Raw genomic sequence first — 20,850 nt, 5'->3', positions numbered from 1 at the left:
GATGCCCACCCTTATCGCAGAAAGCATAGTTTGCCGATTTTCAGGCACTTGTCACGCCGATTCATCCCCGAAGCGGCGTTAATGATGAACCTCAGCCTTTCGGCTTCCAGCTCAAGATTGAAGCTCTTTCGTAGAGCCAATTATACTGCGTCACCATCTGGTTTGTTCGTGTGTATTGATAGCCGACGAAGCCAAGGATCATCAGCACGATGGTGTCGACGATATAGTAGTGCAGCGAGAACATCGTGCCGCCGAACAGCGCGTGATGGATGAAGCGGATGCCGATGCCGAGGCCCAGCATATAGACGAACAGATGGATGAAGCTGCGCCATGTCTGGGCGCTGGCCTTGCCCGTCATCCAGGCCGCCCAGCCGCCGAGCAGGCAGGTGACGAAGAAGAACTGCCAGATCGACGGCTCCTCATAAAGAATGCCCTGCATGGTGAAGTCTCCCTAGCATGATCCCGAAAAGTTGCAGACTTTTCGGACAAAGATCATGCGACAAACAAACAACTTGGAGCGGAATATCGGATGCACACGTTCCGCTCCAAACTCAGTGGTGTCCGCCTTCGAGATAGGCAGCGCGCACTTCCGGATTGGCGAGCAGTTCCTTGCCGGTGCCGCTCATCGTCACATTGCCGTTGACCATGACGTAGCCGCGCGTGGCAAGCTTGAGAGCGCCGAAGGCGTTCTGCTCGACCAGGAACACGGTCAGCCCCTGGGTGCGGTTCAGTTCGCGGATTGCGTCGAAGATCTGCTTGACGATCAGCGGCGCCAGACCCAGCGACGGTTCGTCGAGCAACAACAACTTCGGCCGCGCCATCAGCGCACGTCCGATCGACAGCATCTGCTGCTCGCCGCCCGACAGCGTGCCGCCGCGCTGGGCGATGCGCTCCTTGAGCCGCGGGAACAGCGTGAACACCTTCTCGACGTCCTCGTCATAGTGCTTGAGGTTGTCGAGGCTGGCGCCCATTTGCAGGTTTTCCATCACCGTCATGCGCGGGAAGATGCGCCGGCCTTCGGGCGATTGGGCGATGCGCATGCGCGCGATCTCGTGCGTCGGCATCTGGGTGATGTCGGTGCCCGCAAAGGTGATGGTGCCGGCCCGCGCACGAGGCGCGCCGAAGATGGTCATCATCAGCGTCGACTTGCCTGCGCCGTTGGCGCCGATCAGCGCCACGATCTCACCTTGGTTGACGGTGACATCGACACCGTTCAGCGCTCGGATGTTGCCGTAGTAGGTCTGCACGCCCTTGATATCGAGCAGCGTTGTCCCGGCCATCACTTGCCCCCTCCGCGCTTGCCCGCCACAGGCTTGGCAGCCGCAGTCTTTCCAGAAGCCGCGCTTGCGGTCTTCCCAGAAGCCTCACTTGCCGTCTTTCCAGAAGAATGGCTGGTCGCCACCTTGCCCGCGTCGACGCGGCGCGAGAATTCCGTGTCCTTGCCCTGGCCGAGCAGCTTGGCCTGCTTGACCCATTCCTCACGCGCGATGCGACCATCGAAGGCAAGATAGGCTTCGGCGGCCTCGACGTCGGCCTTCTTCCAGGCGCCGATCTGGTCGAAGTGGAAGATGCCGTGCTCGTTGAGCTTCTTCTCGTTGACCGTGCCGATGCCCTTGATGCGGGTCAGATTGTCGGCCTTGCCGCCGCGCGGTGCCGCCAGCCGGTTGGAGATTTCCCCAACCTTGGCCGCAGGAGCCTTCGCCGTTGGAGCCTTGGCTGCCGGCTTTGCCGGTGCGGGCGCCGCGGTCGACTTCACTGCCGCCCCAGTTGCCGCCTTTGACGCTGATTTCGGAGCAGGCTTTGCCTTTGCCGCTGGAGCGGGCTTCGCCGCCGGTACAGCAGCCAGCGAGGCCCCCTTGTTTGCCGCTGCGATCGATCTTGCGTCGACCTGCGCCGCCTTGGAGGCGCCCTTCGACACGGTGACCCGCTCGCCCTCGCTATGGCCGACCGTGTCGGTAACCGGCCCGGCGAGATACGAGGACGATGTCCCCGGACCGTGCGCGGCATCAGGCCCCGTATCGAGCTGTTCGATGACGTCTTCGTCGCCGACTTCGGTGAGGACCGCCTCGACTTCCTCGTCGTCGACGCCGAGATAGGCGGCGATGACGCGCGGATCGGTACGCACCGATTGCGGATTTCCGTCCGAGATCTTGCGGCCATATTCCAGCACCACGACGTGGTCGGATATCTGCATGACCACCGACATGTCATGCTCGATCAAAAGGATCGAGGTGCCTGACGTGTTCTTGATGTCGATCAGCAGTTCGTTGAGCGACGCCGATTCCTTCGGATTGAGGCCGGCCGCCGGCTCGTCAAGGCACAGAAGCTCTGGACCAGTGCACATGGCGCGGGCGATCTCGAGACGCCGCTGCGCGCCGTAGGGCAGGTCACCGGCCGGATCGTCGGCACGGTCTACGAGATCGGCCTTCTCCAGCCAGTGCCTGGCAAGCTCGACTGATTCGGCCGAGGCCTTGCGATAGCCGCTGAAGCCGAACAGGCCAAGCACCGTATAGCCCGAGGCCTTCATCAGCTTGTTGTGCTGGGCAACCAAAAGGTTCTCCAGCAGCGTCATGCCCGAGAACAGGCGGATGTTCTGGAAGGTGCGCGCCACCTTGGCGCGCGCCGGGATCTCGTGGTTGGGCAGACGTTCGAGCAAATAGCTCGAGCCGTCGTTCCGGTTGAGCGTGATCATGCCCTCCGACGGCTTGTAGAAGCCGGTGATGCAGTTGAACACGGTTGTCTTGCCGGCACCGTTGGGTCCGATCAGCGCGGTGATCTCGCCACGCTTGGCGGTGAAGGACAGGTCGCCGATGGCGACCAGGCCGCCGAACTTCATCGACAGGTGCTCGACCTGCAGGATGGCTTCGTTCATGGGTGTGCTCGCATTCATCAGCCGTGGCCCTCCTTGGTGAAGGAACTGGAGACAGCCCTTCGCTCCTTGAGGAAGGCGGTCGGTTCGCGACTGCCGACGAAGCCGCGCGGCTTCCACAGCATGACGATGACCATGGCCATGCCGAACAGAAGCATGCGGTAGAGTTCGGGGGTGAAGTCCGGCCCGAATATCTGCTTGAGGAAGTCGAGTTCGCGCAGCGCCTCGGTGCCGCCGATCATCACCATTGCGGCAACCGCTATGCCGACCAGCGAGCCCATGCCGCCGAGCACGACGATGGCCAGGATGATGGCCGATTCCAGGAAGACGAAGGATTCCGGGCTGACGAAGCCTTGCCGCGCGGCGAAGAACGAGCCGGCGAAGCCGCCGAACATGGCCCCAGTGGCAAAGGCCGTAAGCTTGGTCGTCGTCGTGTTGATGCCCAGAGACCGGCAGGCGATCTCGTCCTCCCGCAGCGCTTCCCAGGCACGGCCGACCGGAAGGCGGCGCAGCCTGATGGTGACGAAGGCGGTGAGCAGGCACAGGCCCAGGATCAGATAATAAAGGAAGATCTTATAGTAGGCGCCTGACTGAGCGATGTGCAGCACCTTGGCTATGTAGTTCGAATCCGACACGTTGAACGACATCAGGCCGAAGAAGCTGACCTTGGGAATGCCGGAAATGCCGGCCGACCCGTTGGTGACCTCGCGCCAGTTGATCAGCACCAGGCGGATGATCTCGCCGAAGGCCAGCGTCACGATAGCCAGATAGTCGCCACGCAGGCGCAGCACCGGGAAGCCGAGCAGCACGCCCCAGAGGGCGGCCATGGCGCCAGCGGCTGGCAGCAGGATCCAGAACGACAGGCCGTATTCGGTGGCGAGCAGCGCATACGCATAGGCGCCAAGTGCATAAAAGGCGACGTAGCCGAGGTCGAGCAGGCCGGCGAGGCCAACAACGATGTTCAGGCCCCAGGCCAGCATCACATAGATCAGGATCTGGATGCCGAAATTGTCGACCCATTTCAGCGAGCCCTGCAGCCCTCCGACAATCGACCACGCGTTCAGCGACAAAACCGTGACCACGAGGATCGGGTACAGCACAAGCGCGGCAATGCCGAGCTTGGTGAAGTTGGCGTGGATGAAGGCCCTGAAATAGTAGATCACGCTGGCCAGCACATAGATGATCGCCAGGGCGCGCAGGAATTGCAGATAGCCGGCCGGTTCTGCTCCGACCCATCCGGCGAGCGAGTTGTTAAAAACGAACAGCAGCACCGCCGCGATGACGGCCGCGATGAACCACGGCACCTGGAAGAATCGAGACGCCACGCTGCCCGGCAACAGGCCGGTGGCAACGTCGGCGATCTTCTGGTTGGCCATGAAGGGCTGGCCATAGGCGACATAGAGGAAGCGTCCGACAGCCGTGGCGACCACCACGCCGGCAAGCAAACCCCAGCGCGTGGTGACGACCAGTTCATTGGAGATGTTCTGGCCGGTCTTCAGGCCAATGAACAGCACGAACAGGCCGAGCGAAATGGCGCCGGCATAGAAGCCTTCCTTAAGGCCGCGTTGGACAGGGCTGGCGACGACGTCGCTTTCCGGAGATACGGTAACCGCCATGATCTCAGACCTTTTCGACTTCTGGCCGGCCCAGAATGCCGGAAGGCAGGAAGATCAGCACGATCGCCAGGATCGAGAACGCGGCGACGTCCTTGTAGTCGATCGAGAAATACGCCGACCACATGCTTTCGATGAAGCCGATCATTAGCCCGCCGAGCACCGCGCCCGGCAGCGAACCGATGCCGCCCAGCACCGCCGCCGTGAACGCTTTGACACCCGGCGTGAAGCCGTCCGAGAAGGCAATGACGCCGTAATACATCAGGAACAAGGTGCCAGCGACTGCGGCGAGCGCCGCACCCATGATGAAGGTGATCGAGATCGTGCGGTCGACGTCGATGCCGAGCAGTGCGGCCATCTTGCGGTCCTGCTCGCACGCTCTTTGCGCTCGACCCAGTGATGTCCTGTTGACCAGGTACCAGAACAGCGCCAGGAGCGCCGCCGTGACGAGCACGATGATGATCTGCTTCAGCGACACGCTGATGCCGTTGATGTTATAGACCTGGCTGACCATCGGCGGGATTGGCTTGTTGCGCGGCCCTTGCGTCACCTGGACGAAGTTCGACAGCGCGATCGACATGCCGATCGCGGTGATCAGCGGCGCCAGCCGGAACGAACCGCGCAGCGGCCGGTAGGCCACCTTCTCGATCGTCCAGTTGTAGAGGCTGGTGAGCAGCATCGCCACGATCATCATGACCAGCAGCGCGATGACGACGGGCACCGAATAGAACAGTGCACCGAGGACGAGGAAGACGATCAGCGCCGTGAAGGCGCCCACCATGAAGATGTCGCCATGGGCGAAGTTGATCATGCCGATGATGCCGTAGACCATCGTGTAGCCGATCGCGATCAGCCCATAGATCGATCCCAGCGTCAGCCCGTTGATAAGCTGCTGGACAAAGTACTGCATGTGTACGTGGCTCCCCTGGAATGTCGCCCATGCAGACGCATTCCTTTTCGTATTTCCCCTAGTCGTAAAGTTTCGAGCCCGGATTGCAACGTCATTTTTCAACCGTCATGCGTGTTTTGCCGGCACGCCGTTCGATTGCCCGTTTTTCCCATCCGGCCCCTTGGACTATCGCGGACCCTACCATTGGCATAACGCAATGTCTTTGACGATTCGACCGCATCATGCGCCCCATTTCGAAGAAATCACCGTCAAAACTAGGTGATGAGAGGAATCGTTGCGTTCCTGACACGATCCGTTTTTCGTTCCGTTGCTTTCCCCTGGGTCAGGATTCCCCTTAGCTGACCACAAAACTATGCGCGAACCGGATCGTGGTCGTCGATGAAGCTGGTGTTGATCCGGCCGTCGGCGACCGGCCGCCGATCGATGCAACGATGGGCGCCTCGGGACTCAGTAGGCGGATCCGCCATTCTCGCTCAGGACATGCCGTTCGGTGCCATCAAGCGGAGGATTGAAGACGCTGACCAGGATCATGTCGCCGGCGGCGTCGGCACGCAGATAATGATCGTCATGTTCGTCGAGCACATAGATCGTGCCTGGCTCGATACGATGCACTCCACCGGACATGTCTTCGACCTCGCCGGCGCCGGCGATGCAGTAGCAGGCCTCGAAGTGCCGTCGATAGTGGAGGCGCGATTCGCTGCCTGCACGCACAACGGTATGGCAGACGGTGAACCCCATGCCGTCCTTTTGTGTCAGCAGTCGGTGGCTGGTGCCATTGCCCCAATCCACGAAGAAGTCAGATTTTTCTACATCAGCCAGTTGTCTGGTGAACATGATCGTTTTCCCTGCATATCGTCAAAAGCTCGGAACCTTCGGTGCATCTGAGCTTGCTCCGGAGTCCGATTGCAGAAATGCCGCAAGACATGCGCGCCTTCAAATGATTGCTTCTCACCCGATATGTTAGTAAATTTTACATATGGACTACATCCCGCTGAACGCCGTCCGTGCTTTCGAGGCCGCTGCGCGCCATCTCAGTTTCTCGGCTGCCGCAGAGGAGCTGCACGTCACTCACCCGGCCATCAGTCACCAGATAAGGCGGCTGGAGGAGTGGTTGGGCGTGCCGCTCTTCCATCGCGATGCGCGCAAGGTACGGCTGACGGATGCCGGAGTTATCCTCCAGACCTCGGCGAGCGGGGCACTTGCCGAACTCGGCGCCACATGCCGGCGTATCAGGCGCAATGCGGCCGTCGCGACCGTATCGGTAGGCTGCATACCTTCCATTGCCAGCCGTTGGCTCGTGCCCCGCCTGCCGGACTTCACCGCCAGCCATCCCGATATCGGCATGCGGGTGGCCTATGCCCGGGCAGAGGAAAGGCTCGGCGATGGTGAGAACGACGTGCTGATCACGCTTGGGGCTGATTCCACTCCTGGCGTCACCAGCCTCAAGCTGTTTTCACGCCTGAACCGACCGGTGTGCAGCCCCTACTATTTCGCCGGCAAGGACCATCTGCGAACGGCCGCGGGAATAGCGGGCGCGGACCTGCTGCATGACGAGACCCGTCACGGCTGGCGCGAGTGGTTCTCCGAGGCCGGACTGCCCAATGTCGACGTCGGCAACGGACCCGTTTTCGCCGACTTCAACATTCTGGCAACCGCGGTCATCGCCGGCCACGGCGTGGCGCTTTGTCCCGTCGACGTTTTTCGGGACGAACTGAAGCGGGGCGATCTGATTGTTCTGTCACAGATCGCAACCAACCGCGACAAGGGCTACTTCCTGACGATGTCGGTGGATGCCTCGCCCGCCGCGTTTACCTTCGCCGATTGGTTTCGCCGGGAGGTCTCGGTCGATGCCGACGCGCATCGGCTTTAGGTCCTGCAGTTCGTTCGCCTAAACCCGCGCCCCCTTTGGGCGACATGCAAAGCCTGTCGATATCACTTGACGACGAAGCCATGCGCGAACGGATCGCGGTCGTCGATGAAGATGGTGTTCAACCCAGTCATCCGTGCCCAACCGCCGATCGAGGGAATAATGGCCGGCTTGCCCGCCACGGTGACATCCTTTTCGACCCTGCCCTTGAAAAGCGAACCGATGATCGATTCATGGACGAAGCTGTCGCCGGCCTTGAGTTTGCCCTTGGCATGAAGCTGCGCCATGCGCGCCGAAGTGCCGGTGCCGCACGGTGAGCGGTCGATCGCCTTGTCGCCATAGAAGACGGCATTGCGGGCGTCCGCGCCCTCCACGGTCGGCTTGCCGGTCCACAGCATGTGCGACAGCCGGTTGATGCCCGGGTTTTCCGGATGCACGAAGGAATATTTTTCGTTGAGCCGCTGCCGCACCACCGGGCTCCAGGCGATGAAGTCGCCCGCCGAATAGTCTGCCATGTCGCGATAGTTCTTCTGTGGCTCGACGATGGCGTAGAAATTGCCGCCATAGGCGACATCGACGGTGATTTCGCCGAGCTGCGGACACTCGACTGTCAGGCCCTCGGCATGGAGGAAGGACGGCACGTTGGTGATGCGCACCTCCTCGACATAGTCGCCGACCTGTTTGTACTCGGCGATGACCAGGCCGGCCGGTGTGTCGAGCCTCAGCACGCCAGGCGTCTTCGGCTTGATCAGCCCGTGCTCGATCGCCATCGTCACCGTGCCGATGGTGCCATGGCCGCACATCGGCAGGCAGCCCGAGGTTTCGATGAACAGGATGGCGATATCGCAATCCTGGCGCGTCGGCGGATAGAGGATCGAGCCGGACATCACGTCATGTCCGCGCGGTTCGAACATCAGCCCGGTGCGGATCCAGTCATATTCGGCGAGAAAATGCGCGCGCCGCTCCATCATCGTCGACCCCTGCAGCAGCGGGCCGCCGCCGGCGACCAGCCGCACCGGATTGCCGCAGGTGTGGCCGTCTATGCAGAAGAAGGATTTCTTGGCCATGACGCTCCTCGAAAAATCAAAACCCGAAAAATCAAAATCGTTGTGGACTGAAGGGGGCCAGATCGATCGGCGGAGTCTGCCCCAGGACGAGATCGCGGATCAACCGTCCGGTGGCTGCCGCCTGGGTCAGGCCGAGATGGCCATGGCCGAAGGCATAGACCACCGGCCGGTTTCCCGACACGCGACCAATGACGGGCACCGAATCCGGCAGCGAGGGACGGAACCCCATCCATTCGCGCCCGCCGGCCGGATCGAGCCCCGGCAGGAAGTTCTGCGCTTTCTGCAGCAGCGCCTTCGATCGCGCATAGTTGGGCGGCCTCTCGATGCCGCCGAGTTCGACCGCGCCGCCGACGCGCAAGCCGGTTTCGAGCGGCGTGATGACGAAGCCATGGCCGGAGAAGATCAACTGCCGCTTCACGTCGAAGGCAGCCTTCGGCAGCGTCGTGTTGTAGCCGCGCTCGGTCTCCAGCGGAATGCGATCGCCGAATTGCCTCGCCAGCAGATGCGACCAGGCGCCGGCGGCAATGATGAGATGCCTGGCTTGCCTGGTCGTGCCGTCGGCCAGCGTCAATGTGGCGCCATCCTCATCCGCCCCGACGCGCTCGATCCGGGCCATTTCAAAGCGCGCGCCCCTGGTCTGCGCGTAGGCCCATACCGCCTTGCCGAGCAGTTTTGGATCGGCGATGGTCTTCCATCCCGGCACGAACGTGCCCTTGACGAAGCGCGGCGAGAGCCCAGGCTGCAGGGCTGCAAGTTCATCGCCCTCGACATGGCGAAAACCAATGTCGAACCGCTCCCGCGCGGCCCAGCCGGGCAGCGAGGCGCGGAACTCGGCCTCGCTCTCGTAGAGTTCGAGCGAGCCGTCCTCGCGAAGCATGCCGCGCGTGCCGGAGCGATCGAGCAAGCCCATCCATTCGGCTTCGGCAAGCTTCATCATGCCCGCCTGGGCGGCGAGGCTCGCTTCATATTTTGCCGGCGCGCCGGCACGCCAGAAGCGGAACAGCCAGGGCAGAAGCTTCGGCAGATAGGCGGGCGGGATGCTGAGCGGGCCGAGTGGGTCGGCCAGCCATTTCGGCAACTGCCGGATCATGCCCTTGTGCGCCATCGGCAGCACGTCGGAAAAGGCAAAAGCGGCGGCGTTGCCGGAACTCGTTTCCTCGCAAATGCCGGTGCGATCGAAGATCGTGACCTTGCGCCCCGCCTCGGCAAGACAGGCGGCGGCGCAGATGCCGATGATGCCGCCACCTATGATGGCGATGTCTTCCCCCTCTCCCCGTTCACGGGGAGAGGGTGCCCGAAGGGCGGATGAGGGGCGGCGCCCCTCTTCTGTCGACTTCGAACTTCCGTGCACGTAAACGCTGCCTCTCTTCTGGCTGCCGCCATCTTCTCCTCATGAAGGGAAGAAGAAAGCTTTAGAACTGCGGCAGTGTCGGCCGAACCGCCAGCGCGTCCTTGACGATCTTTTCGACTGCCTTGCGGCGTTCGCCCGACAGCGGCTGGCGCGGCATGCGCACGCGGTCATTGGTTTGGATGGCGAACACTTCGGCAAGCTTGATGTTCTGCACCAGATAGGTCGAGACGTCGAGATCGAGCAGCGGCCGGAACCAGCGGTAGATGGCGAGCGCCTCTTCGCGGCGGCCCAGCTTCATCAGCTGGTAGATGGCGACAGTCTCGCGCGGAAACGCGGTGACCAGCCCGGCGACCCAGCCGATGGCGCCGACCGACAGTGCCTCGAAAGCGAGATTGTCGACGCCGGTGAACAGGTCGTAGCGAGTGCCCAAGCGATTGATGATCTCGGTCGAGCGGCGGATGTCGTCGGAGGATTCCTTGATGGCGACGAAACGCTTGTCCGATGCCAGCTCCTCCATCTGGTCGACAGTGACGTCGACACGGTAAGCGAGCCGGTTGGAGTAGATCATGACCGGCAGGTCGCCAGCCTCCGCGACGGCGCGCAGCGCCGCGACCGTCTCTTCCGTATTGGTGTGATAGATCGGGCTCGGCACCACCATCAGGCCGTTGGCGCCTTCCTTGGCGGCGCGGCGCGCAATGCTGGCCGCCTCACGGGTGCCGGCCTCATTGACTGTCAGCAGCACCGGCTTCTTGCCGGCGACCTTCTGCGCGGTCTTCAGCACCTCGATCTTCTCGTCAGGCGACAGCATCGGCCCTTCGCCGAGCGATCCGCAGACGATGATGCCGTCGCAGCCGGCCTCCATCTGCAGGCCAAAGCAGCGCTCCATCTCGGCATGGTCGAGACGATCGTCGGCAGTGAATTTTGTAGTGACGGCGGGGAAAACTCCGGTCCACATGGTCATTTCTCCATCTGATATATCAGCCGTATATCTGCTAGAAAATCATCTGTCAATGCGGAATCTCTTATGATATATCCTGGATATATCAGGAGATCGCCTTTGATATCCATGGACTCAAGCACTGCATTCGAGCCGGCGGCGGCCAAGGCCTACCGTGTGCTCGAGCACCTGATCGTCACGCTCGAACTGGCACCGGCGAGCTTCGTCACCGAGGGCGCCTTGATCGAAAGGCTGGCGCTTGGCCGCACACCGGTGCGCGAGGCAATCCAGCGGCTGGCCTGGGAAGGGCTGCTCGACGTGCGGCCGCGCGCCGGCATCGCAATCGCTCCGCTGCATCCCGGCGACTGGCTGCGCGTGCTCGATGCACGCCGCGGCGTCGAGGTGGTGCTGGCCCGGTCGGCCGCCCGCTTCGTCACCCGCGAAGCCGCCGACATGTTTCACGAAGCAGCCCTGGCCATGCAGAAGGCGGTGATCTCGGGCAACGTGCTTGCCTTCATCCAGGCCGACAAGGCGCTTGACGAAGCGCTGGCGCTGGCCGCCGACAATCCTTTCGCCGCCCGCCTGGCGGCTCCCTTGCAAACCCACAGCCGCCGTTTCTGGTTCCGCTACAAGGCCGACACCGGGCTTGCTGAATCGGCTGAGCATCATGTCGCGCTGATCCGCTCGATCCTCGACGGCGACGAGGAAGCCGCGGCCAAGGATGCCAAGCGGCTGATAACCCTGCTGCGCGGCCACGCCGAGGTGGCCGCTACCCGCCGCTGATCGGGCGGTTCAGATCCCTTGCGCCGTTGCGGTGATGGAGACGGTATTCTCCCATCCGTCACCGGTCGCGAAGATGCAGCTTCGGCCCTGCACGTCGGTCACCAGCATGGTCCATGTCCCACTTGCCGAGACATAGATCTCGACAATGGCAGCTTGCCCGACCACACCGTAGCCGATCTGCTTCTGCTGGAAGGCCTGCGCCAATCCCGCGACAAGGTCCCTGTGGCCGCCGCAGATGAATTGCGCTTGTGCCGACAGCGTCGACAACGCCAGCGCGGCGCCGATCACGGCCATCCTGATCCATAGAAATGAAAATTTGTGTGCCATCTGGCACCTCCTTCGCCTTCACGTTCCGGCAAAGGGAGGCACATGGGCAGCCTCAATATGCCGGAGCGTTCCAGGCCGGGTCCGACGTCTTCATCACGTCACTCCTTCTGGTTTCCGGTCTGTCGTCAGGGAATTCTTATCGCATTCCCTGGATTCGATATGGTGAGGTCCCGATCCGAAAACAAGCAGCATCTCAACCCTGGCGGCGAGCCGTACGGCTTCGATCCGCGTCAGGTTTCCGCGGGGTCGCGAAGCGCCGCCCATTTCAGCAGGGCGTCGAGAGCCGGACATAGCGCCTGCCCCCAGTCGGTCAGGCGGTACTCGACTTTCGGCGGCACCTGATGATGCACGATGCGGCGCACGATCCCGTCGGCTTCCATCTGCCTCAGTTGTTGAATCAGCATCTTCTGCGAGATCGCCGGGATCGCCCGTTCGAGATCGGAAAAGCGCAGCACCTTGCCGCCGAACAGGTGAAACAGGATCACCAGCTTCCAGCGGCCTTCAAGGATGCGCAGCACATTTTCCACGCCGCTCGCCGCCGACACCGGCGTCAGCGCCTCAACCTTGCTTTCGGGTCCAGACTTCCTTTCTGACATAACCTTACTTTCGGGTAAGTACCTTACTTTTTCGTCGGTTCTTGCCATTTTTTCAGCATATCTCATTTTAGGAGCCGGACAAGGCCGCGGACCTTCGCGTCTACGGCAGGACCTGGAACCGGAGATGAAACCATGATCGCGAAACTTCCGCAGCCGCTGACAGACTATTTTGCCGCTAAGAACAGGCACGACATCGACGCGATGCTCGTGCCCTTCTCGTCGGACGCCACGGTCAAGGACGAAGGTGAAACCCATCGGGGTTCGGCCGCCATCCGCGACTGGATGGAAGCAACGACGAGAAAATACCGGGTGACCGTTGAGGTCGTCGACGCGACGGTCAATGGCGATGCATGGCGGATCGCCGGCATCGTGTCAGGCAATTTCCCCGGAAGCCCGGCGACGCTGCACTACAACTTCACACTGGCCGACGGCCGGATAACGCGGCTGGAGATCGGTGCATGACCATCCTGGGAAATTCCCGGTTCAACGATCAGGAATTTGCCAAGTTGCGGAGCTGGTGAGATTCCTTTTTCCGGACCAGTGCCATTCTGACCGTATGATCCAACGCAAAAAAGGGCGCGACCAAGCCGCGCCCTTTCCTGTGAAATAGCTGTCGGATTTCAGTTCATCGTCGGGATGACGAACTCGGCCCCGTCCTTGATGCCGGACGGCCAGCGCGAGGTGACCGTCTTGGTCTTGGTGTAGAAGCGGAACGCGTCCGGGCCATGCTGGTTGAGGTCGCCGAAGGAGGACGCCTTCCAGCCGCCGAAGGTGTAGTAGGCGATCGGCACCGGGATCGGCACGTTGACGCCGACCATGCCGACCTGGACCCGCGAGGCGAAGTCGCGCGCCGCATCACCGTCACGGGTGAAGATGGCGACGCCATTGCCCATCTCGTGGTCGTTGGCGAGCTTGATCGCGCTCTCATAGGTCGGCGCCCGCACCACCGAGAGCACCGGTCCAAAGATCTCTTCCTTGTAGATGCGCATGTCCGCGGTGACGTTGTCGAACAGGCAGCCGCCCATGTAGTAGCCATCCTCGTAGCCCTGCATCGAGAAGCCGCGGCCGTCGACGACCAGCTTGGCGCCTTCCTTGACGCCGGTATCGACGTAGCCCTTGACGCGCTCGAGCGCCTGCGCTGTCACCAGCGGGCCGAAATCGGCCGAAGAGTCGGTCGAAGGTCCGACCTTCAGGCTTTCGACACGCGGAACGAGCTTTTCCATCAGCCGGTTGGCGGTGTCGTTGCCGACCGGGACAGCCACCGAGATCGCCATGCAGCGCTCGCCGGCCGAGCCGTAGCCGGCGCCGATCAGCGCGTCGACGGTCTGGTCCATGTCGGCATCGGGCATGATGATCATGTGGTTCTTGGCGCCACCGAAGCACTGCACGCGCTTGCCCGCGGCGGTGCCGCGCGAATAGATGTAGTGGGCGATCGGCGTCGAGCCGACAAAGCCGATGGCCTTGATGTCGGGATCGTCGAGGATGGCATCGACCACATCCTTGTCGCCATTGACGACGTTGAGGATGCCCGCCGGCAGGCCGGCTTCGATGAACAGTTCGGCGATGCGCATCGGCACGCCCGGGTCGCGCTCCGACGGCTTCAGGATGAAGGCATTGCCGCAGGCGATGGCCGGCGCGATCTTCCACAGCGGGATCATCGCCGGGAAGTTGAACGGCGTGATGCCGGCGACGACGCCGAGCGGCTGGCGCATCGAATAGACGTCGATGCCGGGGCCGGCGCCGTCAGTGAATTCGCCCTTCATCATATGCGGTGCGCCGATGCAGACCTCGACCACTTCGAGGCCGCGCTGGATGTCGCCCTTGGCGTCGGCGATCGTCTTGCCATGCTCGCGCGCCAGGATATCGGCCAGTTCGTCATAGTCGCGGGCGACGAGTTCGAGGAACTTCATCAGCACGCGCACGCGGCGCTGCGGGTTGGTTGCCGCCCATTTTGGCTGTGCCGCCTTGGCATTCTCGACCGCCGCGCGCAGTTCAGCCTGCGAAGCCAGCGCCACCGTGCCACGCACGGAACCGTCCATCGGCTGCATGACATCTTGCTTGCGGCCGCTGGTCCCGGCGACATGCTTGCCGCCGATGAAATGACCGTAGTCGATCATGATTTCTCTCCCTGGGTTTGTGATGGCGCATTGTCCGCCTTTGCCCGGCGGATGGCAACGCGAGCCAGAACGCAACCGTTGTGCATGAAATAGACAACGAAGGCCGACTGTGCATTAATTGCCGCAAATATCCGGCACTTCGATCGTTCCAAGGATTGAAAGATTGCATTTCTTCCCACCCCCCTCTGTCCTACCGGACATCTCCCCCGCAAGGGGGGAGATCGGATGTTGCTTTCGTCTTCGGAAACCTTCGACGCCGCAAAGATGCCGCCGGCGGAGCTGCCACTCTCCCCCCTTGCGGGGGAGATGTCCGGCAGGACAGAGGGGGGTGGGCGGGAACGCGGCGTTCACGATTAGATCGGACCATCCCCATGAACTGGGATGACGTCCGCATCTTCCTGGCCGTGGCGCGGGCCGGCCAGATCCTTGGCGCAGCCAGGCGGCTGGAGCTCAACCATGCCACCGTCTCGCGCCGCATCGCCGCACTCGAGGATGCGCTGCGGACGAAGCTGTTTCGCCGGCTGACCACCGGCAGCGAACTGACGCCGGCCGGCGAGCGCTTTCTCGACATTGCCGAGCGCATGGAAGGCGACATGATCGCCGCGCGTTCGACCGTCGCCGGCGAGGGCGACGACGTCTCCGGCACGGTCCGCATCGGCGCGCCGGACGGGTTTGGCGTCGCTTTCCTGGCCAAGCGTCTTGGCGCACTGACGGGCCTGCACCGCGAACTGACGATCCAGCTTGTGCCGGTGCCGCGCTCCTTCTCCCTGTCGCGACGCGAGGCGGACATCGCCATCACCGTCGAGCGGCCGACGGAGGGGCGGCTGGTGGCGGGAAAGCTGGTCGACTATTCGCTCGGCCTGTTTGCCTCGCGCGCCTATGCCGAGGCGCATGGCTTGCCCAAGACAGCCGCCGAGCTTGATCAGCACACGCTCATAGGCTACGTGCCGGACCTGATCGTCAGCCCGTCGCTCGACTATGCGGCCGAGTTCAGCCCGGACTGGCGCACCAGCTTCGCCATCTCCTCGGCGCTCGGCCAGGCCGAAGCGGTGCGCTCGGGCGCCGGCATCGGCATCCTGCACACTTTCGTCGCCCGATCGATGCCGGAACTGGTGTCCGTCGACGTGGTCGCACCCATCCGCCGCGCCTATTGGCTGGTCTATCACGAATCGGTCCGGCCGCTGCGCCGCGTCCAGATCGTCGCCAGCTTCATCACCAAGGCGGTGGAGCAGGAGAGAAGCCTGTTCGTTTAGACACGCCGCCTTTTCCTTGCCACAAAACCGGCCAGTGTGGCATCAGGCGCGCAGTCGCCGCCACGGGCAGATCGCCAGGTGGGAAATCTTTCAGAAAGCTGGCGCGGATAGACATGCGAGCCGTTCTTGCCATCCTGCCGCTGGTCTCCCTTTCCGCATGCGCCAATCCATGGACCAAAGTGCCGGAGGCCGACCTGCCCAAGCCGATCCGCTACGCCATGGCCCGCCCTTCGCCTTTCGTCTTCGGCAATTATTGCGGCCCCGGCACCCGCACCGGCGATCTGTCGGCGCGGCCGGTCGACCGCCTCGACGCAGCCTGCCGGATCCATGATGCCTGCTACATCGCCCGCCACAATCATTGCGACTGCGATGGTGCCCTTGTCGCCTCGGCGAAAACGATACGCGACGATAAGACAGCACCCCGCAAGATGCGCGGCAAGGCGGAGCTGCTGATCGCCACTTTCGCCATCCCCGTCTGCAAGGTGTTCCCGCAGGGCTTCATGCCGCCGCGCGACCCGGCACAACTGAGCGTCCTGAAGGCCGGGGCGACCGGGTGAATCGCCACGCAGCCATTATCGTGGCCCTGTCCGGGCTGGCGTTCGTTGTCCTTGCCGGCTGTGTCGGCTCGCCCGGCCGCAATGCCTGTGACCTGCTGCAGGGCCAAGAGGCCTGCGCTCGCCCCGCGCTATCGGCCAGCACACCCGGGCCGCAGGTCGCCGCCGCTCAATTTTTTGGAGACGCCGGCACAAGCGACTATGAAAAGCGGTTCCTGGCACTGCTCGCCGACCACCAGCTCGGCGCCATGGACCGGGCCAACGGCGCCGGCCCTTTCGGCCACGACCGCCATGAGATCCGCAACAGCGATTTCCAGGCGACCTACCGGACGCTGCAGCACCTGGCCGGACCGGTTGCCGAAACGCATCTGCCGCCGGCCGGCGGTGGCAGCGGCGATGGCCATTTCGACGGACGCTGGCGGGTGTCGCGGCAGACGCTCTACATCGACGCGGCGGCACGGCCTTCGCCGCCCAAGACATTCGATTTTTCCGGCCTGCAGGCGCGCAGCGTCGAGATCGTGCTGCGCCAGGCGGGCAAGCAACCGGCCGAGATCGACGGCTCATGCGATGGCGCGTTGGCGCTGCGCGACGGTGCCGGTTCGCGAACCATTGCCGCGGGCATGGCATTCCGCTTTCGCCTGTCTGGCGAGGACGACACGGTCAGCCTGTTCCCAAGTGACAGCCTGAACCGCTGCACCGCAAGAATCCGCTCCAGCCTTGTCCCGGCCGGCGCGCCCCTCACCATCCGGCGCGAAGAGACCGCCGACCCGGCGCTCGCCGCTTTCGACAGCCGCTACGAGCGTTGCCCGACGCCTGACCCCAAGGGCCTCGACCCGCTCAGCCGCGCCTTCTACGCCAGCCGCTGGCTGTCGCAGACCTGCGCCTTGCCGATCGGAGAGCCGCGCCTGCTGCGCAAGTCGCGCGACGGCTTCAACGCCAAGGTCGAGGCGCTGATGGGAACGCCGCTGCCCGACAGCGCCATCGACAGGGGCGACCCGGAGCTGCCGCTCGACTTCTCGAAGGCGCCAAGGCTGAAGCTGATCTATCTGTCCTCGCTCGAATTCAAGGCGGATTTTTCCGGCCGCATCATCGAACGGCTGATCCGCCACCATGCCGCGCTCGGCACCAAGGTGCGCATCATGGTCACAGACGTGCTGGAGCGCGACAAGGACGACGCGCTGCTGCACCGGCTGGCGGCCGAGTTCCCCAATGTCGAGTTGCAGGAGTACCGCTGGCGGGCCGATCGGGGCGCACCGATCGACGAGCAGATCTCACAATTTCACAAGACCCACCACATCAAGATGCTGGCGACGCTGGCTGAGGATCCCGGGCGCTCGCGCGTCATCATCGGCGGCCGCAACATCCATGACGGCTTCCTGTTCCACCAGCCGATCGATCTGTCCCGCTATCCGGATCTGGAGCAATATGGCAGGACCGACGGCTTTTCGTTGAACTACTATTCGAACTGGAGCGACTTCGACATCGAGTTCACCGACCGGACCACGGTCGAGGCGCTCGCCGCGCATCTCTCGACAGTGTGGCTTCGCGACGCCGACACCAACATCGCGCGGCCTTTCTCCATTCCGGTTCGGTCCGACGGCCACCGCCCGTCAGGCACGGCGCGGCACTTCATCTCCGTGCCCTACGCGGATGGCCATGCGCTGGAGGATTATTTCGTCGAGCTGGTCGACGCCGCCCAGCACCATATCCAGATCGTCAATCCCTATCTCAACCTGACGCCGAAACTTAACCACGCGTTCGACCGGGCGCTCGCCCGCGGCGTCAAGATCGACATTGTCGGCCGTATCGATCTCAAAGGCGACATTGGCGGCAGGTTCCTCACCGCGCTCAACAAGCTGTTCGTCGAGAAGTATGGCGACCGCATCGACATTCGCGAGTTCAAGGCGCCCGATGTCGTGCTGCATTCCAAGATCATGATGATCGATGAAAGGTTGGTCGCCATCTCCTCGGTCAATCTCAACAACCGCAGCTTCTTCCATGATTCGGAGAACGGCATGATGGTGCTGGACCCCGCCTTCTACACCAGGATGAAGGCGATCTATGACGACTATCTCGCCCACTCCAACCCGGTTCCCACCAACGTCACGATCCCGTGGGCCTATCGGCTGCTGTTCGACGAAGACTGGGTCAGGCAGGCGTTTTGACGAATTTGGGCGACGTCGCGGCGCCCTATCGCAGATAGCGTTCCTGTGCGAGATCTCGGACATCGATGTCCGGCACCCGGCTGGAGATGATATCGGACAGCACCTTGGCCGAGCCGCACGCCATGGTCCAGCCGAGCGTGCCGTGGCCGGTGTTGAGATAGAGGTTGGAAAGCTCGGTGCGGCCGATCAGCGGCGGACCATCCGGCGTCATCGGCCGCAGCCCACACCAGAACGTCGCGTCCCGCATCGCGCCGGCGCCCGGAAAGAGATCGCCGACCGAGTGTTCGAGCGTGCGCCGTCGTGATTCGTGCAGCCTGAGGTCGAAGCCGGAAATCTCGGCCGTGCCGCCGACCCGGATGCGATTCCCCAGCCGGGTGATCGCCACCTTGTAGGTCTCGTCCATCACCGTCGACACCGGCGCCACGGCGGCATCCTGGATCGGCACGGTGATCGAATAGCCCTTGACCGGATAGACCGGGATCGGCCGCTTCACCCGACGCATGAAATCCGCCGAATAGCTGCCCATGGCCATGACATAGGCGTCGGCGGTCAGCCAGCCCTTGCTGGTGCTGAGATTGGCGATGCGGTTGCGGCTGCGGATAACGCGCCAAACCGTCAGACCATATTCGAATTTGACCCCGCGAGCCACGCACAGCTCGGCCAGCCGGTCGGTGAACATCTTGCAGTCGCCGGTCTCGTCGCGCGGCAGCCTGAGGCCGCCGACGAACTTTTCGCGCACTCCGGCCAGGCCTGGCTCCGCCGCGGTGCAGCCGTCCTGGTCGAGGATCTCATAGGGCACGCCATACTTCTTCAGCACCTCGACATCGCCACCGGTGCCGTCGAGCTGCTTCTGCGTGCGAAATAACTGCAGCGTGCCCTGGGCACGCTCGTCATAGGCGATGCCGGTCGCCTCGCGCAGCGCCTTCAGCGTGTCGCGGCTGTATTCGGCCAGCGGCACCATGCGCGCCTTGTTGATCGCATAGCGCTCGGCCGTGCAATTGCGCAGCATCTTGAGCAGCCATGTCCACATATGCGGGTCGAAGGCCGGCCGCACGACCAGCGGGCCATGCTTCATCAGCAGCCACTTGATCGCCTTCAGCGGGATACCGGGCCCGGCCCAGGGCGAGGCATAGCCGGGCGAAATCTCGCCGGCATTGGCGAAGCTGGTTTCCAGCGCCGGGCCTTTCTGGCGATCGACCACCGTCACCTCGTGGCCGGCCTCGGCGAGATAGTACGCCGTGGTCACCCCGATGACGCCACCGCCCAGCACCATGATTTTCATCGTTCACTCCTTGCCGTGCCGCGTCCTTCCGGACGACCATAGACGCGGCCGCATTTTCCGATTTGCGCATGATCCTTTCCGAAAATCGATTCCGATTTTCGAGACCATGCACTGTTGCCCGTTCACGCCGCCGAGGGACCGGGGTCGTCGTCCTCTGTCTGCCGCATTCCAGCCGTCTCGCCAAGAGGCCGCCTGTCGGCCGCGGCGCTGTAGACCAGGGTGAGCCCATATGGTCGCCTCACCTCGGCCGGGGATTTCTCCTTGACTGCGCGTCGCGCAGCCTCGGGCTGGTAGAGCACCGCCTTGATCAGGATCGACTCGTTCCTGCCGTCGGCCTGTTCGATCATGGCCGTCTGGCCTTGGGCCATGCCAAGCATGCAAAGCCCGCGCCTCGTGGCGATCGACAGACTGGAGCCGACCGGTCCGCGCACTTCGTTTTGCACCAGGGTCCGCGTCTCGGCAGGGCCGACGTCGATGCAAAACACCACTCTGCTGTTCAGCGTCACGATATCGGGTTCGACCACATCGATCGAGACGAGATCGGCGTTTGCAAGCTTGTGTTCAAGCATATCCACCATCGGGTCCGCGAATGCCCGTCGACGCTCCAGCATGACTTCGAGGACGGCAAAGTCCTTGGTCGTCAAGCAACAGTTCGTGCCTGCCATCATCATCTCCACGATCAGGACCGCTGCGGGCCGGAGGCGGGCGTTTCGACGGCTTCGACGGTCACCGACAGTTCCCTGCCGCCACGGCTGCTCCAGCACACCGCCTGCCCGACGGTTGCGCCGATGAGCGCCGTCCCCATCGGCGTCAGCACCGAGATCCTGTTTTCAGTGATATCGGCATCGCCGGGGTAGACCAGCGTGATGCGCTGGGTGTCCCCGTTTTCGCCACGGATTGTCACTGTCGAGCCCATTTGCACCACGCCGGCAGGCATCGCCGCCGCTTCCGTGACGACGGCCCGGTCCATTTCCGAAAGCAGCTCTTCGGCCGTCTCAGGCGTGCGGTCGAGCGACGCTCTCGCCAGGCCTGTCAGCCTGTCATGGTCGGCATCGCTGACTGTGAGCTGGTTCTGTGGGTGCAGTCCTGTTGCATGTTGCATGGCAAACCTCTTGGATTGGCGCATCGAATAGATGCGCGCTTGCCGCCGTACTGACGG

21 protein-coding genes are annotated in these 20,850 nt (G+C 63.1%); 6 read left to right on the top strand and 15 right to left on the bottom strand.

Annotated elements, in window-relative coordinates; genetic code table 11:
* Nucleotides 1-91: 91 nt before the first annotated feature.
* The 6 genes from AC1D08_RS15630 to AC1D08_RS15605 form a co-directional block, all read right to left on the bottom strand.
* Entirely contained in the window at nt 92-439 is a 348-nt protein-coding gene (locus AC1D08_RS15630) for a DUF6867 family protein (RefSeq protein ID WP_095084215.1), read from the bottom strand.
* Nucleotides 440-551: 112 nt separating this feature from the next.
* A complete protein-coding gene (locus AC1D08_RS15625; protein ID WP_184872396.1) occupies nt 552-1,280 on the bottom strand; it encodes an ABC transporter ATP-binding protein in 729 nt (242 codons plus the stop codon).
* On the bottom strand, nt 1,280-2,890 hold the full coding sequence (locus AC1D08_RS15620) for an ATP-binding cassette domain-containing protein (protein ID WP_477423527.1): 1,611 nt from the start codon (nt 2,888-2,890) through the stop codon (nt 1,280-1,282). The genes AC1D08_RS15625 and AC1D08_RS15620 overlap by 1 nt, the downstream gene beginning before the upstream one ends.
* Entirely contained in the window at nt 2,890-4,485 is a 1,596-nt protein-coding gene (gene livM / locus AC1D08_RS15615; protein WP_457154768.1) for a high-affinity branched-chain amino acid ABC transporter permease LivM, read from the bottom strand. The genes AC1D08_RS15620 and livM overlap by 1 nt, the downstream gene beginning before the upstream one ends.
* A 4-nt stretch (nt 4,486-4,489) precedes the next feature.
* On the bottom strand, nt 4,490-5,392 hold the full coding sequence (locus AC1D08_RS15610) for a branched-chain amino acid ABC transporter permease (protein WP_095084211.1): 903 nt from the start codon (nt 5,390-5,392) through the stop codon (nt 4,490-4,492).
* A 447-nt stretch (nt 5,393-5,839) separates the two neighbouring features.
* Nucleotides 5,840-6,226 carry an ectoine synthase gene (locus tag AC1D08_RS15605; RefSeq protein WP_095084210.1) on the bottom strand — a complete coding sequence of 129 codons (387 nt, stop codon included), beginning with the start codon at nt 6,224-6,226 and terminating at the stop codon, nt 5,840-5,842.
* A gap of 142 nt (nt 6,227-6,368) precedes the next feature.
* Between AC1D08_RS15605 and AC1D08_RS15600 the strand changes: the two genes are divergently transcribed.
* Nucleotides 6,369-7,262 (top strand): LysR family transcriptional regulator, encoded by an 894-nt coding sequence (locus AC1D08_RS15600; protein ID WP_457155184.1) that lies wholly within the window; start codon nt 6,369-6,371, stop codon nt 7,260-7,262.
* A 62-nt stretch (nt 7,263-7,324) separates the two neighbouring features.
* On the opposite strand, the gene AC1D08_RS15595 is transcribed toward AC1D08_RS15600, so the two are convergent.
* The 3 genes from AC1D08_RS15595 to AC1D08_RS15585 form a co-directional block, all read right to left on the bottom strand.
* Entirely contained in the window at nt 7,325-8,326 is a 1,002-nt protein-coding gene (locus tag AC1D08_RS15595) for a 4-hydroxyproline epimerase (protein WP_477423525.1), read from the bottom strand.
* Nucleotides 8,327-8,357: 31 nt separating this feature from the next.
* Nucleotides 8,358-9,677 (bottom strand): NAD(P)/FAD-dependent oxidoreductase, encoded by a 1,320-nt coding sequence (locus AC1D08_RS15590; RefSeq protein WP_477423523.1) that lies wholly within the window; start codon nt 9,675-9,677, stop codon nt 8,358-8,360.
* A gap of 61 nt (nt 9,678-9,738) precedes the next feature.
* Entirely contained in the window at nt 9,739-10,632 is an 894-nt protein-coding gene (locus AC1D08_RS15585) for a dihydrodipicolinate synthase family protein (RefSeq protein WP_457153496.1), read from the bottom strand.
* A gap of 111 nt (nt 10,633-10,743) precedes the next feature.
* Between AC1D08_RS15585 and AC1D08_RS15580 the strand changes: the two genes are divergently transcribed.
* Nucleotides 10,744-11,397 carry a GntR family transcriptional regulator gene (locus AC1D08_RS15580; protein WP_457153500.1) on the top strand — a complete coding sequence of 218 codons (654 nt, stop codon included), beginning with the start codon at nt 10,744-10,746 and terminating at the stop codon, nt 11,395-11,397.
* A gap of 9 nt (nt 11,398-11,406) precedes the next feature.
* Here the strand turns inward: AC1D08_RS15580 and AC1D08_RS15575 are convergent, their stop codons facing one another.
* Nucleotides 11,407-11,724 (bottom strand): hypothetical protein, encoded by a 318-nt coding sequence (locus AC1D08_RS15575; RefSeq protein WP_457153497.1) that lies wholly within the window; start codon nt 11,722-11,724, stop codon nt 11,407-11,409.
* Between the two features lie 230 nt (nt 11,725-11,954).
* Nucleotides 11,955-12,368 (bottom strand): winged helix-turn-helix transcriptional regulator, encoded by a 414-nt coding sequence (locus AC1D08_RS15570; protein ID WP_477423521.1) that lies wholly within the window; start codon nt 12,366-12,368, stop codon nt 11,955-11,957.
* A gap of 84 nt (nt 12,369-12,452) precedes the next feature.
* Here AC1D08_RS15570 and AC1D08_RS15565 point away from each other — a divergent pair, with 84 nt between their 5' ends.
* Nucleotides 12,453-12,782 (top strand): nuclear transport factor 2 family protein, encoded by a 330-nt coding sequence (locus AC1D08_RS15565; RefSeq protein WP_457153498.1) that lies wholly within the window; start codon nt 12,453-12,455, stop codon nt 12,780-12,782.
* Between the two features lie 158 nt (nt 12,783-12,940).
* Here the strand turns inward: AC1D08_RS15565 and AC1D08_RS15560 are convergent, their stop codons facing one another.
* The gene (locus AC1D08_RS15560; RefSeq protein ID WP_457153499.1) at nt 12,941-14,437 is read right to left on the bottom strand and encodes a CoA-acylating methylmalonate-semialdehyde dehydrogenase; all 1,497 of its coding nucleotides are present in this window, start codon (nt 14,435-14,437) and stop codon (nt 12,941-12,943) included.
* 371 nt (nt 14,438-14,808) lie between these two features.
* Here AC1D08_RS15560 and AC1D08_RS15555 point away from each other — a divergent pair, with 371 nt between their 5' ends.
* From AC1D08_RS15555 to AC1D08_RS15545, 3 genes are all read left to right on the top strand, one after another.
* Nucleotides 14,809-15,690 (top strand): LysR family transcriptional regulator, encoded by an 882-nt coding sequence (locus tag AC1D08_RS15555; protein WP_457151031.1) that lies wholly within the window; start codon nt 14,809-14,811, stop codon nt 15,688-15,690.
* 113 nt (nt 15,691-15,803) lie between these two features.
* A complete protein-coding gene (locus tag AC1D08_RS15550; protein ID WP_457151030.1) occupies nt 15,804-16,247 on the top strand; it encodes a hypothetical protein in 444 nt (147 codons plus the stop codon).
* Nucleotides 16,244-18,409, top strand: a complete 2,166-nt coding sequence (locus AC1D08_RS15545; protein ID WP_477423519.1) for a phospholipase D-like domain-containing protein — start codon at nt 16,244-16,246, stop codon at nt 18,407-18,409. Before AC1D08_RS15550 ends, AC1D08_RS15545 begins: the two co-directional genes overlap by 4 nt.
* A gap of 25 nt (nt 18,410-18,434) precedes the next feature.
* On the opposite strand, the gene AC1D08_RS15540 is transcribed toward AC1D08_RS15545, so the two are convergent.
* The 3 genes from AC1D08_RS15540 to rnk all read right to left on the bottom strand — a co-directional run bounded on the left by AC1D08_RS15540 (nt 18,435) and on the right by rnk (nt 20,793).
* On the bottom strand, nt 18,435-19,691 hold the full coding sequence (locus AC1D08_RS15540; protein ID WP_457151028.1) for a D-amino acid dehydrogenase: 1,257 nt from the start codon (nt 19,689-19,691) through the stop codon (nt 18,435-18,437).
* 122 nt (nt 19,692-19,813) lie between these two features.
* Nucleotides 19,814-20,335: a GreA/GreB family elongation factor gene (locus AC1D08_RS15535; RefSeq protein WP_477423517.1), complete on the bottom strand. Its 522-nt coding sequence runs from the start codon at nt 20,333-20,335 to the stop codon at nt 19,814-19,816.
* Nucleotides 20,336-20,370: 35 nt separating this feature from the next.
* Nucleotides 20,371-20,793 carry a nucleoside diphosphate kinase regulator gene (rnk, locus tag AC1D08_RS15530; protein ID WP_457151026.1) on the bottom strand — a complete coding sequence of 141 codons (423 nt, stop codon included), beginning with the start codon at nt 20,791-20,793 and terminating at the stop codon, nt 20,371-20,373.
* Between the last annotated feature and the right edge of the window lie 57 nt (nt 20,794-20,850).

It is taken from the genome of Mesorhizobium sp. P2_E6 (assembly GCF_056403835.1).
This window is presented reverse-complemented; position numbering and strand designations above follow the sequence as displayed.